This is a genomic window from Haloquadratum walsbyi J07HQW2, from assembly GCF_000415985.1.
GTDB lineage: Archaea > Halobacteriota > Halobacteria > Halobacteriales > Haloferacaceae > Haloquadratum > Haloquadratum walsbyi_B.
In genome coordinates this window covers 1,081,294-1,103,356 of sequence record NZ_KE356561.1, presented here as the reverse complement: position 1 = coordinate 1,103,356, position 22,063 = coordinate 1,081,294, and the positions used below count along the sequence as shown (strand labels likewise).

The following is a 22,063-nucleotide window of genomic DNA, read 5'->3' as shown; positions in this document are numbered from 1 at the left end:
AGTAATAGTAGGAACTCAACTGGAATAAAGAGGCAAGAGATAACCTCGTGGCAATCTCGAATGTGAATATGCATTCGTTCTCTGACCGTGTTGAGTCAGTGTCAATCAGTGGGATCCGAGAAGTGTTTGAAGCCGCCGGTGAGGACGCAATCAATCTCGGATTAGGACAGCCTGATTTCCCAGCGCCAGCACATGCCCGTGATGCAGCCGTTGAGGCAATTCAGGCAGGTGAAGCAGATGCGTATACAGAAAATAAAGGAATGATATCACTCCGTGAGGCAATCGCAGCCAAACATCAACGTGATCAAGATATCACAGTTGATCCTGATGAGATTATCGCGACCGCAGGCGGGTCTGAAGCACTCCACATCGTCATGGAAGCACATATTGATCCCGATGATGAGGTTCTTGTTCCCGACCCAGGCTTTGTCTCATATGATGCACTCACTCGATTAGCCGGTGGGACACCTGTTCCAGTTCCTCTCCGTGATGATCTGACACTCGATCCTGCGGCTGTCGAGGAGCGTATAACCGATGATACTGCTGCGTTTGTTGTTAATAGCCCAGGAAACCCAACTGGTGCAGTATCACCACAGACAGATATCCGTGAATTTGCTCGGATTGCTGATGAATACGATGTGTTCTGTATCTCAGATGAAGTGTATGAATACACCGTTTTTGATGGGGAATTCCGCTCACCACTTGAGTTTGCTGACCGTGATAATGTGGTTGTGGTGAATTCTGCTTCAAAATTATACTCAATGACTGGATGGCGACTCGGATGGGTTGTTGGATCAACATCCCGGGTTGAACGCATGCTTCGTGTGCATCAATATACACAGGCGTGCGCAGCAGCTCCATCGCAGTTTGCCGCAGAAGCTGCTCTTAGGGGTCCACAAGACGTTATTACCAAGATGACGGACTCATTTGAGCATCGACGTGATCTCGTCGTTGATGGGCTTACAGATATTGGTCTTGAGGTTCCGACACCACGTGGGGCATTCTATTGCATGCCAAAAGTCCCTGATGGCTTTGTTATGGAGTGTCTTGACCGTGGTGTCATTATCGTCCCTGGCGATGCATTCGGCGCAAGCGGCAGCGGGTACGCTCGATTATCATATGCAACCGATGAAGACTCACTTCAGGAGGCACTCAATATTATGCAAAAAGCCTACGACGCAGTTGCCTGAATCGGTGATTTTCATTACGCCGTACTCACGATTTTTATGACATCACCCTCAGAGAGTTCATGATCTTCGCCAATTCGCCGTTCTTCGCGTGCATCAACAGCGTGGAGATAGCCATCGCCAATATCAGAATGGACGGCATATGCGAGATCAAGTGGGGTTGATCCCTTCTCAAGTAAGACCGCATCTGGAAGCATATCGTTGCTTCCGTCAGTCCATCGTGTCTCATTTTCTACTGGATAAACTGTTATCATCTCAAGCAGATCGTACGTAACCGTATTAATCGCCGCTTGCACACCCGTTCCATCGGTATCCTTCATTAGGTCTTGAATCGTCTCAAGACCCTCTTGTTGTGTCGAAGAGATATCACCGGTAATACTGATTTCTGCATCTCCTGGATTATATTCAATTAAATCGGCATCCGCAGCCCGGCGAAGCGCACGTTCTCCATCTGCTGTTGTTGGGATAACCGACTTCGAAATATGTTGAAGCTGATCAATATTTTCTGCAGGGGCAATATCAGCTTTGTTTGCCACAAGAACAATTGGTTTTGTTCGCTCCCGGATATCAACTGCGAGTGCCATCTGATCATCTGTGCTCCACTGTTGTGGGTCATCAGGATACGATAGTGACCGAAGTGCGGTTGCGACAGTATGTTCACTCGCCCCAAATCCGGTTAGCAACTCTGTTACCGCCTCATCGATATTAAATTCCGGTGCTCGGGACTGACGAACCACTGTTTCCCAGTTTCGATCAATAATTCCAGCGAGCCATTGTTCCAGTTCCTCCTCAACGAAATTAGCCTCTTCAACCGGATTATACGTTCCAACTTCGACAGGCTCACCCTCAGCATCGGTTGCACCTGCCGCATCAACGACAGCAAGAATAGCATCAGCGTCGGTCAGCGCATCAAGAAATTGATTCCCGAGTCCACGCCCCTCATGCGCACCGGGAACGAGTCCAGCAACATCAAGCAACTCGACTGGAACGTATCTAATTCCATCTGTGCAATTTCCACAGCGGCTTTGTCTATCAAGACAAGGACATCGAGTTCGCGCATGTGTAACTCCCTGATTCGGATCAATTGTCGTAAATGGATAGTTCCCAACATCGACATCAGCCATCGTTGCTGCCTGATAAAACGTTGACTTCCCGGCATTCGGCTTTCCGGCAAGCGCAATAGAGAGCATACTGACAGGAAGGCGAGACGCCGGCAAGTACGTTTCCGTCCGTCATGGGTATGATCATTCATCGATAGCCGGTGAATGAACGATATTGACCTTCCCACTCGCGCGAATTGTCCCATACACCTCTGCATCATCGTGTAACTCAAGATCACCACAAACAACATCACCACGAATCTGAGCCCCAGCGCTAATTGAAACAGCACCATCTCGCGTTGTTACATCACCATGAATCCGTGTCCGCTGGTCAATATTGATATCCTCCCGGGCGCGAAGACTTCCAAATAAATTGGTATTGCGACCGACAGTGATTGACGCTGCCCGGACATTTCCGTGGAGACGGCAATCATCACCAATCGATGCCGGCGTAGATACCTGCCAGATATCATCTGATACGGTTGCTCCACGTGGAATAACGATCATCATTACGTCGTCATCATCGTCATCATCATCACCCTCTGCTTCAGCAGCAATTTCTTGCGCAAATTCACTTGCTGCTTCGCTCTCATTGACTTGGAGTAGATGTGAGAGGATAATAAAGTAAAATACCAATGAGGATACTGGATTGCGAATGACGATCCATCCGTTTGCTTCGAATCCCTCCTCAACTGTTACGTCATCACCAATATCAAGATCACCGGCAACCAGTAGCTGCCCCCCAATATGTACCCGTTCACCAAGATATGCATCTTTTCCGACAAGAACGTTTTCAGCAACCTCACACCAAACGTCAAGTCGACAATCTCGCTCCGCTTCGATACTCCCACCGAATTGAACACGTTCACCGGCAAGGATATTTTGTGCTCTCACGCCGAACTCAACTGTGCTCTGACCACCAATCATTACATTCCCCTCGGTAACAAGGTCATATTCCTCAACGGTCGTGCCGTCAGGGATGGTTAACGAGTCGAACGGATCGTTCCCGAATGACACACTTTCATGACGAGACGCATCCCTAATAAACGACCCGTACGACGCCCGTCAGACAGCTACTAAGATACATCTCATGACTATAGAGTAACGCGCTTTTATTCACCGGTTGAATAATAGAGATATGACTGTTCTCTCATTTGACGATGATGGCGTTGATGTGATATACAATGGAACTGAATTTCGACTTGAGAAAGCCCTCATCGAGGACGCAATCGAAAAACCATATCCAGACGTAACTGACCATGAGGTTCTTAAAATAATTGAGCAGGATCCAGCACTTGGTGATGAGCCTCGTCGCGTTGCTGATATTCTCAGGTAAGAGTGATACCAAACCGCTCTTCAATTCCGATAGTAAGGATCGATTTGGCAATTGCGAATCCACCATCGATAGGGTCAAGGGTTGTTTCGCCCAATCTCTCGGTATACAGAATTGGTTCCTCCCGAGTTCGATAACCACGACAAATCGGTCTGAGTAACAATTCTGCGGACAACCCGGTGTTCTCGGTCCAATCTATATCCTCAATCACATGTCGACGGTATGCACGCATTCCTGTCGTTGTATCATGCACACGCTCGCCAACGAGTACTGAGGCAACAACTGCGAATACTGCATTCCCAATACGATTCAATACTGGCATTGCTGTAGCGCCATGGTACAGCCGATCACCCGATACGATATCATATCCATCGTTAATGAGTTCAAGAAACCTCGGAAGTGAATCCATTGGATATGTATCATCACAATCCGTCGTAACTACTACAGGTGTTTCTGCCGCAGATAATGCGGTCTCAACAGCATATCCATATCCACGCGGTGGCTGTTCGATGACCGTTGCTCCATGCTCGCGGGCAATCTCAGGGGTACTGTCAGTTGAGCTATCAACACAGATAATATCAGCACGTCCATCGGTCACACGATCGATATCTGTAAGTACCGATGTGATTGCATCCGATTCGTTATATGTTCCCATCACGACTGTAAGATCATCAAATGTGTACGACGCATCGGTCATAATAGACGTTTTCGACCGGGATACTTCTATTTTAGGCCGACCAAAAAATAGACTACCGGCGTGGATCTGCGATTCCACAGGACGTCCCAGTTGCCGCCCCGAGTGATTGTTCATGTAGTGTTCGCGCCACGACATCGGCGAGATTTCGAAGATTCACCGTATCATCGCGATTATATGAAATTAACGTATCAAGTGCATCAGTGTCATCATCTCGTTCATATTGGTGCCACAATCGAACTGCATCCCTACCTGAGAGATCAGGTCGATCACGATCAATTCCAATCTCAGTTTCGATCGATTTTAATCCGCCGGTCAGATTGACTCGTCGACATGGATACATCAAATCAAGATGTGGCGTCTCAATTGATATATCAAAACACTGCTCTAGAAACGGGATATCGAATCGCTTGCCATTAAATGAAGCAATGAGCGGCGCAGTGCGGAATTGCTCACGTACCCGCTCACGCGTTAGATCATCCCCGCGAACAAGTGTTGTTGTCTCACCTTGTTGGTGGAATGAGACCGTCGTGACATCATTATATCCTGCATCGAGCCCTGTGGTTTCTATATCAAAAAATAATGTATTATCGCGGGTGTTTTCATATAGTCGCCAAACTTCGCCATCGGGGAATTGCTCATTGAAATATTGTGTATCGCCGTCATCAAGCCGTGGAAGCGCTTCTGCAAGGAATGACTCGATTTTTGTTGCTGTCTTCGGACCTACAGGAGCATCCGTCGGGTCGAATCGCTCCCAAGAGATAATATCTGCCTCCCATAGCGAGCGCTCACGTGATTCGCCAACGCCTGAAACAGGAATAAAACTATTCTCAATTCGCATACATCAGTTTCAACAGCCAATAAATTAATCTCTTCTTATTATCAGTAAATACTAGAAACTACAAAGCGTCGAAATCACCGTTGATTACAGTTAATAACAGCAAAATGTATAATTACTATCCTTAGAGCCGGAGATTATATTATATGAGTAATATATGTAATAAAAGTCTAAATCTCGAATCTCATCAGTTCAGATAAAACTATTATATCAAACACAAGCGATAATCATAAATTAATATCTATCTAACAGATCAATATAGTATGTGCGGTCGCTACACACTCTCCGCTTCTGCATCAAAACTTAGCGATCGATTTGGCGCGACTGTTACATCCACAATAACGGATTCACTCCCACGATATAATTGTGCGCCAGGACAGACACTTCCGGTAATCACAAATGAGAATCCAAATCAGTTCCAACAACTCAAATGGGGACTCATTCCCTCATGGGCAGATGATGACACTGGTGGACAAATAAATGCTCGCGCAGAGACAGTTGATGAGAAGCCGACATTTGCTACTGCATATGAGTCACAGCGATGTCTTGTTCCTGCAGACGGATTTTATGAATGGGTTAGAGATGATACTGATTCTGAGACGGGCGCGGGAGACAATACTAAGCAACCATACCGAGTCACCTTCAGCGATGACCGGACCTTTGCAATGGCAGGACTTTGGGAACGGTGGGAACCGACGCACACGCAGACAGGACTCAGTGACTTTGGCGCTGGAGACGCAGATGATATGACTGATTCAGAAGCAGGACAACAAGCAACTGAGTCCTTCACAATCATCACAACAGAGCCGAATGACGTTGTTTCCTCTCTTCATCATCGAATGGCTGTTGTTCTTCCACCCGAGGCAGAGTCGGTATGGCTTCACGGAGATGCTGATACTGTCGAGTCATTACTTACCCCACACACAGGAGATCAATGGGAAACATATCCTGTTTCAACACGTGTTAACAGCCCTGCAAACGACGAATCATCGCTAATTGATCCGGTGTAGACATATTTGATAGTAAACGGTCCATGTCCCTTACTCATTTTGAGATTACTGATATGGTAACTAGAGCCCATACAAGTTGAACTGTGAACCGAATCTAGCATCTTAAGGACTGGCTATATGATACTGAATGATCCGGTCTTCAAATGATGAAATAGCGGTCTATTCCTCTGTAGCGGTGTAGGCTGTATTATCATCTTCATATCCATATCCATCTCCATGTGGTATCCATGTGAGATTTTCTGTATAGTGGAATACGTCATTATCATCTGTTGGGTCGACAACGGTCAATGAAAGCCAATTATTATCTAATAATTCAATGACAGACTCGAGATCAGCGAGTGCACGTGTTACCTTAGATACTGGTGCGTGGATGACTGTCGATAACCTGATTGGTTGATGATACAGCTCATCAGTGCTTTTTCGAACAGACTGAATCGGCAATCCTCTCATCAGGTCACCACCGTTACCCTGATAGATACCAATGTTTCCAACTGGATTCTGCGTGATCTTTGACCCACTTCCATAAGCCGCTGTGTCGACAGTTGCAAAGTAATATTGTGCATTAATCCACTGCGTAACGATCATTGGTCCAGCTAGAATCGATTCGAGCTCACTTCCTGTTTTATCCTGTTGCCAGTCATATGAGTGTAAGAATGTCCGACCTTCAAGATCAATATCTTCAGTTAGGGACCGTGGACCAATAATAAAGCTAGCATTACCGGCAAGCCCCCATTCTGGACGAGTTTCAGCCCAATCAGCAGCTCGTCGTTCAATATCCTGCACCGCATCTGCTGTGTTATCAGTATCAAATGATTCAATACGCTCAGTTGCTGCACGTTTCTGAGCGATTGTGAGATCTGTCTGAAGTGATGCAATATCACCCCGATGACTCTCTGGGACCGTCTCAGTGTAGAGCGTTATCTCATCGGTCGTTGTATTATGTTCACCCGCTATGAACACTGTATCCACTGGAATGTCGATTCCGCGGTCACGAAGCGATGTCTTGACATCGTCATCATTGCAAACCTGTGCAAGAACACGTGCACTCGGTCCTCCGGCATTTCCCGCACATGCACCACAATCGAGACTTGACCCAAATGGATTGTTGGCTGTCTGACTAGCGTGTCCAATAAATCCAACAATGCGACCAAACGTCTCCAAACCCATCATCTCAAACGCCGATGCAGCATATTTGACACGTTCCTGATGAGTGAGTCCATATGGAAGTACATCCTCAGAGTGCGATCTAGCTGTATCGCTGTGAGCATGCTTGGATACATCCATGGGTTCTGTATCGAGCTGTGGTTTTGAGACAGCATCCGGTTGCGGAAGTCGTCTCTCAATGCGCGTCAGAGCGTCATACACTCCTTGCGGAAATAGCGTTCGAGCCGCAAGTCCGACTCCATAGCCGCTCCCAGTCGTCTCAACAAAATTAAATGCTGTCGTTACATTCGCTGAAAGCGACTCAACGATATCTACCCCTGTAGTATATATTTCGTGAATGCGCTCATATCGTGCGTGGTCACTCTCGTTACTATTTATATCTCCAACGATCGGATCCTCACTGATACGATGTTGTGCATCGACAATTGGTGGGCATGCGTTAACGCTAGCAGTGTTGTTATACCCTTCATATCGCATTGGAATGCCAAAGAATCCAGCATAACCATAGGTCTCATATTCACCTGTTGACTCGATATGCCGTCGGATAACTTCTGATCGGGTGTCAATACAGAATACCAGTTGTGCGTCTGGACAATTTGTGGATGAATCTGAGTTTGTCCGTGATGTCATTTCATCATCCATTGCTTTATGACCATGGTCATCTGTCGTCTCAGTAATTTGCTCAATGAGCTTCTCGCGGTAGGTTCGCTCCCATGCGATCAATATGACCGCTCGAAGTGGGCGGCTTCTGATATCCGCTGACGACGCGTCCGTGCTCGTAGCTGGGTCATGCTTAGGGGTGCTTGATGAGCGATTATGTCCTACTGATTGGGAACTACTATCAAGTGACACTGAGAGTGCATCCGCAATCATCATACGGACTGCGAGATAGCCACTGAGTGTAATCGGATACGTTGTCTGCCATGTCGTTTCGTCCTCAATCCGACGACATATCAGCCCTGTCCAACCTGGAAGAGACGTCATCTGTGCTTCAATAATCTCATTCCACTCCGACTCTGGATATGACTCAAGCACCGTAGAGACCGTGTCAAGTGGGTCGGCTGGGGGGTCTCTGATCACACCAACATCAGGAATTGTCGTATCATGCATCGCGACTGCTTGAAATGCAACATAAAATCCTTCCTTACGATTTGGCATCGCCCACTCGGCGCTCCCTGCATCAAGAAATGCTGAAAGCCATTTTATTACTCGTTTATCGATCTTATCCCAGTTATCTGTCTGGTTATCTACTTCCACATTGCCATTTGATCTTGTCACTGTGTCTGCGTCAATTGCGGCGATAGCTGATGCTGGGGTGTGATCAACCTCATACTCAATCAATGTGCTAGCAAGAATCTCGTTATCGATTCGTCCAGTCCTCCACGCGCGCTCAAACACGCTTGGGTCAGGATACCCGTCACCATCAAAGTGGACTGCTCCTGCGGCAATAGCCTCGTGAAACGGTCGATTCTCGAATCCATCGAGCGGATTAGCCGTCACAAATGAGTGGATTGGCCACAGCGCTCCAACATCCTCTGCGGCTGAGTTTATATGTCGTTCAATTATTGTGTTTACTGACGATGACATGTCATCCTTACCAGCGTTGGTCTCAGCGCCAATTGATGATGATTCAGAACTCGACGAATCTACCGATGAGTCGATTGACTGTGATACGTCAGCCGTTTTTTCGGTATCTGTTGATACTGACGTTGTCTCTTGTTCTGTCTCCATTTCTGCATTAGATGATTCAGTGGTCATCGTATTCCTCCGTGGTAGTCAATAATGTCTCTCCTGGCGGCTGTGAGGTATTCTTCAATAGCACATACAGCCAACGACTGCGCTGATATACCCCTGTCTCAATCACCGCATACGACACGAGAAATCCACCTGCGACAATAGCATGTACGACTGTCAATTCCGTTGGAACCGCTGGGGTCATTCCGCCTGTCTTCATAACTGCCGCAATACCATTGTACAAAAAACCGTATATAGCGATTGCAGGCATAAACACGACTAAAACAGCTCCATATCGGAGATAACTCGAAACTGTAGTATGTTGCATCATACGTTGTGTGGCATGTAATGTCGTGATTACGATGAGTCCACTAAGAAGCAGACCACTATCCGGTGCTGACCCCTTACCAGTGATCAATGTAAAAATACTGCCCCCGGTAATTGCCGTAATCACCGTCATAATCACCCCACGGATAGTGAACTTACCTTCCGCCTCGGTACTTTCATCTACTGTTTCTGGACTCAACCGTTTCACTGTATCACCGACTGAGAGGAACTGATACGCCTTATAACAGCCGTGTAGAATTAAATGCGTAATCGCCGCAGCAAAGAACCCAAGTCCAATCTGCATGATCATGAATCCCATCTGCCCGATGGTCGAACATCCAAGTTTTCGTTTAGCATCTGACTGCACTGTTTTGAGGAACTTCCCTCCAAGTGCACTCAACGCCCCGATAAACATGATCAAGATCAGTAGACGAGTGTCTGCTTCAATTATCGGTCCGAATCGAACAAGAAGAATTCCACCTGCATTCACAAATCCAGCGTGCATAAGGGCGGATGCTGGAGTTGGCGCAGTCATCGATGATAGCATCCAAGTGTGAAATGGTATCAGTGCCGATTGAATCATCGCTGCAAGTATCAATGCAACGGTAACACTAGCAATTGTGAGTGGACTGAGACCAATGATAACAGCTGCACTACCCGCCGAATCAATTGTGACGACATCGGCTGTCCACCAGAGAATTCCGCCAGCAACAGCAACGAATGTGCCACTGATCAGAAAATACCGCCGCGCAAATGATGCAGCTGTCTGTGCTTGTGACCATCCACGGACATGACCAATCAGTGCTGCCATCAGTAGCCCCATTGTCATCCATGATACTGTAAACAGTGCAATATGATTTGCAGCGACAAGGACGAGGACCGCCAATGTGAATCCGAACGCAAATATGAAAAAGCGATCTTGGTGTTGTTCCCCCACAAGATAGCGTCGACTGTAGCTATGAACAATACCGCTGAAAAATGTCGCCGCAACCCAAATAATGAGTGTGACACCATCGACATTGAATAGCTGTGTTGGTATCCATCCAGTCTTGACATCCAGCGTGATAGCAAACGTTCCGCCACGCCATATCCAAAAAACAAGGGCAGAAATACTCAATATCCATAATGTCCACATTGTCTGTGTGAGACGAACTGGAATTTGCAGATGTGAATATATGGACCTTTCTTGACCATCTGTGCTGCTGTCGCCACTCGCCGATAATTTTAATTTTGCACTTGATTCATCCGTTTGTGACTGATTTCCACCCGTCATGATTCAACTCACTGACCGACGACGCCAATTATCGATGTGCGTATCATCGCTGCAATCACTGCATGCTGACAGACAATTTTGACTGCCAGCATAACATCAAGCTATATCAGCGTAATCGATCGTTCCTATTATACCCACGAACAGAATGTTACTTTAATCCTCTCATTGTATCATATCGTTCTTAATTATCTAATATAAGAACATTATATTCAATATATTATTCCGAGTAATTACTCATGAAGATATCCTTAGCATATAATGAATAAACGCTACTAGCTCAATCATATCACTTCGGATATGCGTCCATGAATTGTCACAATTACAGTCATACCAGTGACACAATAATTATACAATACAAGAAGAGTACCCGCGTCTTCAGGCGCAGGAGGATATCAAATACACCGAATCGGGCATTTCTCACTCAGTATCAGTGGTCAGATGATAATCTCGAACGGTTTGGTGTTATTGAAATGGAAAGCCATATTGTGATTTATGTGGCTTATACCGTATGGAGCGGTTCGAAGGAACGATTCTCAAAGGTGAAACATTTGAACCAATACGTGGACAGGTTATCATTGACAACGGAGAGATTACCGCTGTCGAAGAGGAGTCAAATTCATCGACGGATATTATTCTTCCAACATTCGTCAATGCACACACCCACCTTGGTGACTCAGTAGCAACTGAGGCTGCTGTTGGACTGTCATTAACCGAGGCGGTCGTACCACCTGATAGTCTCAAACATCGTCGGCTCGACACAGCGGATCGAGAGACGCTTATCGAGAGTATGTATCGCACATTAGGGTTTATGCAATCAACAGGCACAGGTGCCTGTCTTGACTTCCGAGAGTCAGGGATTTCTGGCACAACCGCGCTTCGCTCGGCTGCATCAAAACGTGAGCTGACAACATTTATCTTTGGTAGTGGTGAGGGTACTGTGCTTAGAGTTGCTGACGGATATGGTGCAAGCGGTGCTACGGATGCCGATTTCAGCGCTCAACGGACCGCTGCTCGAATGGCTGATGCACCCTTCGGGATTCACGCTGGTGAGCCGGATGCAAGCGATATTTATCCCGCACTTGCACTAGAGCCAGATCTATTAGTTCACATGGTTCATGCTGAGGCTGAACACCTCAATGAAATAGCAAGCGAGTCGATTCCTGTTGTAGTTTGTCCACGGGCGAATCAGGTACTTGATGTTGGTCGACCACCAATCCGGGAACTTCTCGATCACACGACCGTGGCTTTGGGGACTGACAATGTGATGCTCAATCCACCATCGATGTTTCGGGAGATGGCATACACTGCAAAACACTTTGATGTGACAGCACGTGAAGTGCTTCAGATGGCTACAATTGCTGGGGCTGAAGCAATTGGGCTTAATCGTGGAGTAATTGACGTTGGTCGTCAGGCTGCATTGCTTGTGATTGATGGTGATTCAAATAACCTCTCACGCGCAGTTGACCCAATCCAGGCTATTGTCCGACGAGCAGGACCACTTGACGTTAGACGTGTGGTTTTATAATTTGGTTCCTGACATGTAGTGAGTACTGCCTCATGACACACGAACCCGCTCTGCATAACTACCTCTCTCCATCCGGTATCAATTAACTACAATAAGCTGAGTTATGACTCATCTATATTTGTATCAAATCCACCAAATGGTGTTGCTTCATGACTTCGGACGAGAACCTCATCAGCCACTGTTACTCCACAATCAAGAAGATCCTGTGCCACAGGAGTAATGTCATCATCGGTCTCACCGACAGCTGTGACGAGTAGGTTCTGCTCACCAGTGACTAACTCTTGTACTGACACGACGCCATTGATCGATAAGATATCAGGAACAAGGTCACCACGTTCAGGAATTGCTGCAGTACAAAACAACAGCATCCGAAGCGGATAGCCGGACTGTTGATAATCAACCTCGGCACTGTATCCTTTAATCATCCCCGTGGATTCAAGTCGTTGGATCCGTTTCCGAACCGTGCTGTCTGCGGTCCCCGTCCGCTCTGCGATATCACTTGAAGACATATTTCTGGCATCCATCTGTAGTGCATATAAAATCGCGCGGTCAGTATCATCGATTTTGTTTGCTTCCATATCGATTATTCTGAGTGGTGTTCACAAAGAAGTTGAGTATCATACCCCCGTGAGAAGCAATCTTACGATTACAATTTTTTATTAATGACGTGATGGTCGACATTGCGCTGAGCAAAAACGGTTGGATTCAAACAGAGTCGGTTGCTACAGAGTAATGCTAATTAGTTGATTGACGACTTGTCAGTAAAATCTGAGATAATCAATAATAGCTATGAATTCAAATAAACTAGCCTCTAGGCTCTGCTCAGAAACTCGGTTAGCCGACGTAGCATCATACCACTTATGATAACTCTTAATCGGCAAGTGACCGCTAGATAATCGCATTATAACCGATTTACCGTTAATATATGACTTCATATTATTGATACTCATGCGGCATCACGCGTCGCTCGCGAACGCCAACGAGGAGGGCTTGATGCTCAGGAGTGGGACACTAAGGAGATCGAGACAGCTCTCGACGAGTCGCCGTCGATTGAAATCCCCCGAGAACACAGGATTGCGCCACCAGCACTCTCGAAGAACGGGGCACGGTCGCTGATGAAACAGCTCTGTGACGCACCGGACCTCGACACTGACGGAGAGTATCTCAAACCCCACGGCGACCGGTGTGGGCTCGGCAGCAACCTCTACGCACAGGACGCCGAACTCCCACAAGAGCTGCTCCGACACGAGTCTATTGAGACCAGTTATGAGTCCTATCGCGAACAAAACGTTACCAAACGTCGGGAGCGTCCTGAACAGGCGCTTGACGTAGTATCGATTTTATCAGAGAGTGAGCTTCCCCCCCTCGGTGTGACCCGGGAACTCGTCCACTTCATGACCCAGCAGACGCGGTTCGCACTCATCAATAACATCCTCTAGCATCCGAGCAGCTGCCCTCAATGTACGAACTTGGAGGCGCTCAACCCCGGCGTGAGCGACGCGACTGTCTACAAGCACATCCAGAAACTCATCGACGCCGGTATCGTCGGCGAGGTCGCCCTATATGATGACCAATGCCGACAGGACTACCCCTGGAAGTTCTATGGCCTCATTGACGAAAAGCGGGCGTTGGTTAAGAAGCACAATCTGCTCGCTGCAGAGGAGGTCCTCCAGCAGATCCACGACACCATCTCTGACAAGCCCGAGAAGATGCTCAAGTATGAGAACACTCCCCATCTGGACAGCGTCTAAGATCCGAAATCGATATCGATCCTGGAGTCGACGTTCACTTCGCCCACGTCGTTGACGAAGATCGCGACGTCCAGGTCCGTTCGCGTGTTCAGGACTCTACGACTACGGTGACGAGTGACGCTTCTACGCTATCCTGAAAAAAGTCCTTGAGGACGAACCACGTGATACAGAACCAACTATTGCGAATACCGAGGGAGAATCGATCAATATGGCTCCTTGAGAGAGCGGCGTTGTTGAACGAGTCGTCTTCAGCGTCTCGTGGTGGCACTGACGTGTAAGTCTCGCCAAAGTGTCTTCTGACAGATCGCCCACCGCCCCCACGCTGACTGGTCAGCATACGATGCAACACCGCTGTACGAGCGAAGCTCGTTCGATGGGCTGGAGTCAAATGTTCGGACAGTTCACAGACCTGGTTCAAACACAACCGCCACGAGTCGGTCGAGAACTTCGTCTACTCGCTCCCGCTAGTGTACTTCAAATTCGAAGCACACGACCACTACGCGGGGTCGACTCGATACGAGATGGACACCCTCTTTCGTGTGTTCGTGCTGAAAGAACTCCACGGGCGGGAGCACGAAATAGCACTAATAGAGTATCTCAAGCGTCGTCCAACGCTCTGCGAGCAATCGAACTTGAAGCGTGTACCGGGCCAGTCGACGCTGTGGCTCAGGCGGTTCACCGCCGAGCTTCGCAGTACAGTCGAGACCACTGCGCGGACCATTCTGGTCAAAGCCCAGAACGCGCGTGTTAGTGTTCCGTGGAACCTAGATCGGTAGCGTCCGTCTCACGGTGACAAAGCGGACGAATCAGACCCAGATGACCACGCTGTTCTCGACGAGGCAGCACCGATTACGGAGCACGTCGGTCGGATTGTCTTCCTGGCATTCTCGCTAGATCAAAAGGAGGGCTGTGAGATCCACGAGAACGCCTACTAGGACTTACGGACGTCTCTCGGACTTCGCGAGTGGCTGGCTGCCAACGAGGGCGCTCGCAGTTTCGCCTACGGGTCAACGCGGGAGCGGACGCCACTCGGGCATGCTCATTGCGACCACATCTGTGACTTTCCGATCGAACAGGTCCGAGAGATGTATCGTCAGGTTATCCAGAGACTTCGTTCAGGAGTCCCCAAGACAGAGTAGTCCTTTCGAGCCGGGATCGTCGCCATCGACATCACCGAAGCTGATCCCGTTACCGGCGACAGAACCAGCCACAGGAACGAGATCACCGAGACGAAGGAGAAGATCGACGAGTACACATATCAGTGGGTCACCGTCCAATTAGTAGGAAGTGTCGTCCCAATCGTGCTGGACGTGCGACCAGTTCAGAGGGGTGAGTCCCGCGTAGAAATCGTTGAGGACTTCCTGGATTCGGTTGAGGAGATGATTCACATCGATAACATGCTGATGGATCGAGAGTTCGATAGTCAGCACGTCCTAAAGATGCTCAATCAGCCCGGTCTTTCCTGCGTCGTGCTCAAGCGGATGCAGACCAGCAAGAAAGCTCAGGCAAAGCGGTTGCTCCGACGAGATCTGGACCTGTATGAACCCGACGGGAAACTCCATTTCGGCGAGAACAAGTACACGAAACGACGCTGATCTATCGACGCAAAGAGAACTCAGAGCATAACGACCATCAGCAGCACTCAATGTGCATGACGAACCGAGGGAGTAGCCTTCTCACTGAGTATGGCTACAAGTCAATCAAGCGGTTCATCGTTACGACGACGTCCAAGGAATTTTGACTCCCGGTTTTTCTACTTCGCGTTCGCGTGTCTGCTGTGCTTGATTTGGCGGGCAGTCGATTTGTTTGTGCAGATCAAGTTGACCGGTGATCACGAATACTCGCCGATTGTGACGAACGATAATACGCTGACGCTGCTGAAGAAGGAAACAGCAATCTGGTAGTAGAATGTTCAGTCTGGGTCAGCGCTATCAAGAATCTCAAGAAAACGACGGTCTGACCGTTGGTACGATACGAAGACGCGAACGAAGGGTGATCTGAAGCAGTTTCTGTTCACTGATTCGGCTGAGACTACGCATCACAGCCCTCCTAGACCCAGTGTAGTTTCACCTTGCCATCTAACAATTTGATATAGCGACATACGATATATATGTCTGATATAGTATTTCATCTCACATTCATATAGAGATAATATTACTCAACTGAATTGATTACAGAAAGAATGCTCTGGCGAGGAACAATATTTCGATGAAGCGTACTACAAATTGACCTGTTCACCGTGCTATTTGCCCATAGAGGCGCTCGATAGCGACCCGGCTCTAGTATAATATGTGTTATGGTAGAATCAGAGACTGTATCGGAGAAATGCTTCTTGAGACCACATACGGCTTCGTGTCATCGTCAAATACGACATCAAAAACAGTATTATTCTTATGTTCTCGTTTCAGATATGTTTAAATATCAAATATCGCATGGTTCCAATTTTAAGATATGCACGTTCCTGAGTGTCACTGGCTAGGTACCGACCATCTCAAGTTAGATAGCATTCAAAATAGGAACTCAGACAGATGAATCTAAGCGCTAGCGCTCATAATTCAATTCAATAACTCTCTCGTTCCAAAATTGCTACTTTGAAACAATCGTTACCCATATTGAGATGGCTGTTCTCGGATATATTTTCCAGAAATGCAGTCACTCGCGTTTTGCACTTACATGAACGGTAGCATAGTGAATAGACAAATATCAGTTTACACTCGTCAAGAAAGACGGCTATCATTATCGGATTCACGAATATTCTGAGTTGACTGAACTCGACAGTCGTAGGGATATGAATTAATAAAATACAACGACGGTATCAAGCTTTCCGATGAGTGTAATGTTATAATCGTTATAAAAAGAATGCATGCTATGATTTGTGAAGTACCCTGGGGACAAGTCCCAAGCCGAAGCTTCACAGTTTTAGATCAACACCGCACCCGCACCCGCAGGCGAATTTCAGTCAATTCCTCCCGACCCCGACCTTCTCGTTTTCTGTGAGGAGTCGGGGTCTACACCAGCTCCCAGTGAAACCGCTTGTCCCTGCCGCACCGCCAGTAGCGGATGGTGAGAGGGGTCACATTTCTAGACTGTCGCAGCCAGCATTGGATGAAGATCTTTAACCTATCTGTAAGGTTTTCTGACTGTATTTTTTTGAGAAGACATAGACATGTAGCGTCATTTCATGTCGGCTTCACCCTCTCGGAGTCAAGCCCTGAGGCACTCGCCTTGATATCTGTAGATGTAGCCTATCTATTAATCGGGATACGGCATTTCTGCATCATCAAGTTTAGTATATGCAGTTGCGAAAAGTAATTTATGATCGATTTGCCGTCTAATACTATACAAATTTTATATTAATATAAAAAATGCAAAACATAACCCGAGTTAATTAGTTATACGGAGCCGGCGACTGAGATCAAAGCGCGATGACAGCATGACGATCCAATATCTAGTTTTAATCTCTTCTATGATGGCGGATCCAAGCCCATTAAATGGATAGTCTTGAGGTCAATATCAATCATACCTGAACAGCAGGAAACACACCCCAATGCACACCTGAGAGAATAATAATAAGATAGTTTAACTCCACCATGGAGGCGAGAGCAAGATACCTGATCAAAGTCACTGTGTGTAGCGTGAGCAACCTTTCGGTTGTATATTTACCACCTCTCTCCGTTGTCATGTTTATGTCCCACTCAAAGGTGAACTTACTCGCTCAGACCTGACCCGGTGCGCTGCTGCACTGATATGTCTGGTATGATCGAAAGCGAAAATTGATACCGGTGCTTAATACACTAGATCATGGTTCTATTGAGCTTAACCCCTGAGTAAGGGTTGACATTACCCCTTCTACAGGCTAGGTGTCCCAGAGTCATTGGTCTCGACTCCACGGTTTCACTCAATGCACGTTCAGTAAGCGTCCGAGTAGTTCATCTCAGTAACTCGAAGGATAGAGTGTGTTGTCCTATTTCTCTATACAATTATTTTTCATCCAGCGTGTGATCTAGGCACATCATATATTGGGGACTACTTATATTAAATAGATTTTTCATGACGTTCGTATGCCGTAGAATCATTATAGTCGCACCAGGGAATATCGTGATCAGTAATATTGAGTTATTTGTGTAACTACAGTAGATTAGTAGTAATATAAAGTATACACACACATAAACAGGTCACATACGGTGTCAATCCACTGTAGCTACACAAGTAACCTCTCTTATATCGACAGAGATAGTCCTAGAGGCTCTCTTTTTTGATGCAATGTGCACAATGCAGTATGCAATACTTAGAAAACTAATACAAATGTCAATCAATCGAATACACCGCGAAATACCCGAAAACGAACACGCGCATAATCAACTACTCATTGATCTGCTCTCTCAAACTGATCAACTAACTCTCCCTGAAAGATTTGAGGATACAAGCTCATGGCGGAGAGCACAGAGATATACCTCAATTATCGGCTCTGTTAATCCGGGGCAATGGCAAATCTCACTCCCTCGCGCAAATGGCTCAATCGGAGGAGATTACAGAGTTACTTTTTATGTTGAGACTCAGGAGCATGAATCGCAGATTCTCAGCGATTGCCAATGCAAAGGATATGAATTTGATGACGTCTGTTGTCATGTTCTGTATTTTTGGTGACAATTCGCTAATCACAATATCCTAGTCTATGATATTGCGACACGCACATATCTAGAGGCTCCTCCTGAGAATCTCAATCTCACAGAGACTCAAACTCAAGCTGATCAGGAGCAGGAGCTGGAGCTAGAACTCGATCAAGAGGAACTCATAGAGTAAAATCATTCCTCGTCGGTTATTCTAAGAACTGACCTCGAGAAAATCCACCAGCAGCTTATTTTTGTGTTTCGTGTTAATCCGAAATCTCATCATCAGCTGCTAGGCTCATAACCACTCAACCTTATTTCTCTCACGCCTCTGAGCCTCAGGCGAATATGTGCCCCTGTATGCGCTAAGGAACACTTCTAGGTCTTCCCAACCCCCCCACCCCAATCGCAGCAAACGAGAGCATCAACATCTTTCGAAGCTAATGACGTAGCCCATGTGCGTCTTAGGTCATGCAGATTAACCTCATTTCATTCCAGTACTTGTCTTGCCCTCGATCAGCTAGCTTCTCTCTTGTCTCAGTTAACCAATTCCTTAACGTGCGCGTAGAGCAAGAATTACCCTTTGTGTTGAGAATCACAGGCTCATTTACTCCCTGTTCTCGAAACTCAACAGCAGTCTCTATTGTTGTCTTTAGCTCAGGAGGTATCGGAGTCTCTCGAAATTTGTCACCCTTTCCATGCTCAACCCTGATCATAGAACCTGCATCAGTATCAACAATATTCTCAGGATATACCTCAGTAATTTCATGGCTTCTTAAGCCTGATCGAGCAGCTAACCCAAATGCAATTCTTGCCTTCGGATGTATCGCTTGATCGAGCAGGGAGGTAACTTCTTGCTCAGATAACCACAGTTTGAACCCGTCTTTAATCTCATGCTCTTGCAAATTCATTTCCGGTAATTCTAATTACCGGAAATTGAAGCATAAATCTATGCTCTGAGCAAGGGTTAGAGCAGAAAAACTACCGATATAGGAGGCTCAATTTCCGAGTTCCCCTAATTTCGGAAAGATAGAATCCGCATAATCTCAGTTTTGATACTAAGCATCACCGACAATCACCGAAGAGCGACTTTGGAATAAAGAGTCTGCAACCGCCGCGACAATGAACAACGTAGTCAGGAATCTGAGCCCGGGAACTCGTAATCGTCTGGATCGACATCAAACTCCTCAGCGTCGCGCCCTGTCTCCGCTTCGAGAGCGTTGACAACCCGTTCTCCAAGCTCATCGGCAGCCGCGGCTATATCGTCGATCTCTTCGTCTGTCATCGGTCGTTCGCGTTCACGTTGTGCCATTCTTGAATCTCCTGAGTGTGCGATCCGCGTGCTCTCGGATATATACCATACAATAGCGTGGGGGCGCAGTTTAATTTCACCGCTGGGAAGTCCTCTCTTACATGGTATTTCTCTCCATCTCGGTAGATATCCATGTGGAGTCCATCTTCCGTAATATCGTGACCGAACTCCGTGTTAGGGTTGTGGGCAAATCTGACTACTTCCATCCAGCCACCATCACGCCAGTATTCTAGTTGGACAAAAAACCGCATCACATCGGCCTTCTCGGTCGATAAACCGATTCGAATTTGAGAACGGCGGTTGATGACTGTAGTGAACTCTCGCTCATACCCTTGTGGTCCATCGTTGTTCATCGGGCTCAATGTTCTCCTGATCTATTGCCAGAGCAATCCCGGTGACAATTGTAATTAGATCGTTCCAGAGTTACAGTCAGCCACTGACTGATGGTAAAATTAGCTTTCATACACTCGTCGATATCGGAGAATAACATCACCGTCTTGTTCCTCAGCTTCGAGTTCAAAAACGTCGCCTTGGTTGATATCATATTCTCGAACAGCGTCAACAGGGATTATGATATCCAAAGAATCTGCCCCATGATGATCGCGTGTCTTCAGAGTTTTAGACATCATTCAATAGAAGGACATGATAACATTTTGTAATTTCTGTGCAAATTTACTGATCTGTTATAAATGCACATTTTGTCATAACACCGAGATCCCAGCATCCTCGTAGATTTTCTGGAGATTCTCTGGCGTGTAATCCGAGTAGTGATTTGCAAGCACGGATCGGGAGGTTCGGCCACAGAACGCATCGATATGCCGATCAGCGACACCGAGACTGCTCATCTCTTGACAGAACCAGACCCGAAGCACCTGCGGGGTGATCCGCATTGTATCGGCCTCCTCACTTGCATCGGCGAAATTATGCGTGAAGGTCGACTTGTGACGGGTAAACAGTGGCTCATCCGAGTCCATCTGGTCGAAGTCGTACTCGTCGTGAAGTTTCCGTTCCGCATCCGGGCTGTAAAACGACATCCACTGCTGTTTGGTCGTTTGTCCGTCCGCTTTCTGTGGGTACACTCCCCGGTTTTCTAGGTCGAAATTCTTCGGCGTAAGATCAAGAATCTCGCTGCGTCGGAGACCAGACGTAGCCATCAACAAGAGGGCGGCCTGTTCTTCTCCAGCATCGAGCTCATGGTAGACAGCTTGTAATTCCTCTTTGCTGGGTGCTTTTGTCGGCGTCGGAGGCGGGTTCTTGATTTTGAAGTTCTCAGCGAGGTCGGGATCGTAGAACCGCCCGTAGATGATACGGACTGTCTTGACGCAATTCTGATCCTCGTATTGCTGGAGGAAGTTGCGAAGATCCTGTTCAGAGGCCGTCAACGGGTGGTCATCAAGGAAGTCGACGAGTTTTCGCGCATACCGAGCTCGATCTCTCGTCGTTCGCTCGGCTAGATCCCAGTCAACTTCGCAGGCCTGCTCGAACTCTTCGAGGAATTGCTCGGGGTCAAGGTCGTCAGAAGTGGTGTTGATAATCCGCGCTGCGTCCATGTGGGCGAGCGTAATCCCGAGTGGTGCTGGTGTGCCGTCAGCTATCGGACCACTGTGAGCACTTTCAATCCGGATTTGGAGGGCTTCTTCAGCTGTCTGGGAGATATTAATTCCAAGTTGTTTCGCTTTTTTGTATACGTTCGGTTGGAGCGAGATGTTGGTTCGCTTCTTGTTCATCGGAGGTGAGTGTGTAATCTTGTAAATATGTCAAAGGCCACAAAGCGGATTCCTCTCCGTGAGGGGACCTTCGAAGATCTGGACGAACTCAAAGGAGCGGGAGAGACGTGGGATGATGTTGTGAAAGAACTGATCGAGACCAAGCAAATGGAAACGAGAGTTACTCGACCGAACTGATGACGACGATTTCGTGCCGCTCGATGAGGTATAACCGTGGGTTTCAGTGTCTTGTTGGGGATCAGCCACGCGAATTTCTAGCTGACGCCGATGATAAGACCAATCGGATTGTCCGAGATAATCTCAAACAACTAGCGGATGATCCGTATCCTCGTCCCGGATCAGGAGGTGGCGACCGAGAGAAGCTACCTGTAGATGGACGAGAAATGTATCGACTCCATATCGGACGGGGCTATACTGCATTTTACACAATAAATGACAAATAAAACGAAGCTCGGGTTCGTGAGATACTTCCAACCGA

General features: G+C 47.3%; 18 protein-coding genes and 2 pseudogenes. 8 read left to right on the top strand and 12 right to left on the bottom strand.

Annotated elements, in window-relative coordinates:
* Nucleotides 1-68 precede the first annotated feature (68 nt).
* A complete protein-coding gene (locus J07HQW2_RS05015; RefSeq protein WP_021054307.1) occupies nucleotides 69-1,190 on the top strand; it encodes a pyridoxal phosphate-dependent aminotransferase in 1,122 nt (373 codons plus the stop codon).
* Between the two features lie 14 nt (nucleotides 1,191-1,204).
* Here J07HQW2_RS05015 and J07HQW2_RS05010 read toward each other — a convergent pair whose 3' ends face one another.
* Complete coding sequence (locus tag J07HQW2_RS05010; protein ID WP_021054306.1) at nucleotides 1,205-2,377, bottom strand: redox-regulated ATPase YchF; 1,173 nt, start codon at nucleotides 2,375-2,377, stop codon at nucleotides 1,205-1,207.
* A 54-nt stretch (nucleotides 2,378-2,431) separates the two neighbouring features.
* Entirely contained in the window at nucleotides 2,432-3,304 is an 873-nt protein-coding gene (locus J07HQW2_RS05005; RefSeq protein WP_021054305.1) for a polymer-forming cytoskeletal protein, read from the bottom strand.
* 121 nt (nucleotides 3,305-3,425) lie between these two features.
* Between J07HQW2_RS05005 and J07HQW2_RS05000 the strand changes: the two genes are divergently transcribed.
* Nucleotides 3,426-3,623 carry a DUF5800 family protein gene (locus tag J07HQW2_RS05000; protein WP_021054304.1) on the top strand — a complete coding sequence of 66 codons (198 nt, stop codon included), beginning with the start codon at nucleotides 3,426-3,428 and terminating at the stop codon, nucleotides 3,621-3,623.
* On the opposite strand, the gene J07HQW2_RS04995 is transcribed toward J07HQW2_RS05000, so the two are convergent.
* Together J07HQW2_RS04995 and J07HQW2_RS04990 are read right to left on the bottom strand one after the other, a co-directional pair.
* On the bottom strand, nucleotides 3,616-4,317 hold the full coding sequence (locus tag J07HQW2_RS04995) for a dolichyl-phosphate hexose transferase (RefSeq protein ID WP_021054303.1): 702 nt from the start codon (nucleotides 4,315-4,317) through the stop codon (nucleotides 3,616-3,618). The genes J07HQW2_RS05000 and J07HQW2_RS04995 overlap by 8 nt on opposite strands.
* Before the next feature lie 52 nt (nucleotides 4,318-4,369).
* Entirely contained in the window at nucleotides 4,370-5,155 is a 786-nt protein-coding gene (locus J07HQW2_RS04990) for a ribonuclease H-like domain-containing protein (RefSeq protein WP_021054302.1), read from the bottom strand.
* Between the two features lie 260 nt (nucleotides 5,156-5,415).
* On the opposite strand from J07HQW2_RS04990, the gene J07HQW2_RS04985 reads away from it, so the two are divergent.
* Nucleotides 5,416-6,162: an SOS response-associated peptidase gene (locus tag J07HQW2_RS04985; protein WP_021054301.1), complete on the top strand. Its 747-nt coding sequence runs from the start codon at nucleotides 5,416-5,418 to the stop codon at nucleotides 6,160-6,162.
* A 159-nt stretch (nucleotides 6,163-6,321) separates the two neighbouring features.
* Here the strand turns inward: J07HQW2_RS04985 and J07HQW2_RS04980 are convergent, their stop codons facing one another.
* On the bottom strand, nucleotides 6,322-9,084 hold the full coding sequence (locus tag J07HQW2_RS04980; protein ID WP_021054299.1) for a DUF2309 domain-containing protein: 2,763 nt from the start codon (nucleotides 9,082-9,084) through the stop codon (nucleotides 6,322-6,324).
* Nucleotides 9,074-10,660, bottom strand: a complete 1,587-nt coding sequence (locus J07HQW2_RS04975; RefSeq protein ID WP_021054298.1) for a proton-conducting transporter transmembrane domain-containing protein — start codon at nucleotides 10,658-10,660, stop codon at nucleotides 9,074-9,076. The genes J07HQW2_RS04980 and J07HQW2_RS04975 overlap by 11 nt, the downstream gene beginning before the upstream one ends.
* Before the next feature lie 508 nt (nucleotides 10,661-11,168).
* Here J07HQW2_RS04975 and J07HQW2_RS04970 point away from each other — a divergent pair.
* A complete protein-coding gene (locus tag J07HQW2_RS04970) occupies nucleotides 11,169-12,185 on the top strand; it encodes an amidohydrolase family protein (protein ID WP_021054297.1) in 1,017 nt (338 codons plus the stop codon).
* Nucleotides 12,186-12,286: 101 nt separating this feature from the next.
* Here J07HQW2_RS04970 and J07HQW2_RS04965 read toward each other — a convergent pair whose 3' ends face one another.
* A complete protein-coding gene (locus J07HQW2_RS04965) occupies nucleotides 12,287-12,763 on the bottom strand; it encodes an Lrp/AsnC family transcriptional regulator (protein ID WP_021054296.1) in 477 nt (158 codons plus the stop codon).
* 816 nt (nucleotides 12,764-13,579) lie between these two features.
* Here J07HQW2_RS04965 and J07HQW2_RS04960 point away from each other — a divergent pair.
* Nucleotides 13,580-13,936 (top strand): annotated as a pseudogene (locus J07HQW2_RS04960) (PadR family transcriptional regulator).
* 303 nt (nucleotides 13,937-14,239) lie between these two features.
* Nucleotides 14,240-15,840 (top strand): annotated as a pseudogene (locus J07HQW2_RS19905) (transposase).
* A 3,170-nt stretch (nucleotides 15,841-19,010) separates the two neighbouring features.
* Here the strand turns inward: J07HQW2_RS19905 and J07HQW2_RS04945 are convergent.
* The 5 genes from J07HQW2_RS04945 to J07HQW2_RS04935 form a co-directional block, all read right to left on the bottom strand.
* Complete coding sequence (locus J07HQW2_RS04945) at nucleotides 19,011-19,451, bottom strand: tyrosine-type recombinase/integrase (RefSeq protein WP_303703974.1); 441 nt, start codon at nucleotides 19,449-19,451, stop codon at nucleotides 19,011-19,013.
* A gap of 230 nt (nucleotides 19,452-19,681) precedes the next feature.
* On the bottom strand, nucleotides 19,682-19,858 hold the full coding sequence (locus J07HQW2_RS17815) for a hypothetical protein (RefSeq protein WP_021054287.1): 177 nt from the start codon (nucleotides 19,856-19,858) through the stop codon (nucleotides 19,682-19,684).
* Nucleotides 19,828-20,211 carry a DUF7718 family protein gene (locus J07HQW2_RS04940; protein ID WP_021054286.1) on the bottom strand — a complete coding sequence of 128 codons (384 nt, stop codon included), beginning with the start codon at nucleotides 20,209-20,211 and terminating at the stop codon, nucleotides 19,828-19,830. Before J07HQW2_RS04940 ends, J07HQW2_RS17815 begins: the two co-directional genes overlap by 31 nt.
* A 99-nt stretch (nucleotides 20,212-20,310) precedes the next feature.
* Nucleotides 20,311-20,487, bottom strand: coding sequence for a hypothetical protein (locus J07HQW2_RS17810; protein ID WP_021054285.1), 177 nt, complete (start codon nucleotides 20,485-20,487; stop codon nucleotides 20,311-20,313).
* A 72-nt stretch (nucleotides 20,488-20,559) separates the two neighbouring features.
* Nucleotides 20,560-21,585, bottom strand: a complete 1,026-nt coding sequence (locus J07HQW2_RS04935; RefSeq protein WP_021054284.1) for a tyrosine-type recombinase/integrase — start codon at nucleotides 21,583-21,585, stop codon at nucleotides 20,560-20,562.
* A 27-nt stretch (nucleotides 21,586-21,612) separates the two neighbouring features.
* On the opposite strand from J07HQW2_RS04935, the gene J07HQW2_RS17805 reads away from it, so the two are divergent.
* Together J07HQW2_RS17805 and J07HQW2_RS04930 are read left to right on the top strand one after the other, a co-directional pair.
* Entirely contained in the window at nucleotides 21,613-21,762 is a 150-nt protein-coding gene (locus tag J07HQW2_RS17805) for a hypothetical protein (RefSeq protein WP_303703973.1), read from the top strand.
* 23 nt (nucleotides 21,763-21,785) lie between these two features.
* Entirely contained in the window at nucleotides 21,786-22,028 is a 243-nt protein-coding gene (locus tag J07HQW2_RS04930; protein WP_048075487.1) for a hypothetical protein, read from the top strand.
* The last annotated feature ends 35 nt before the right edge of the window (nucleotides 22,029-22,063 follow it).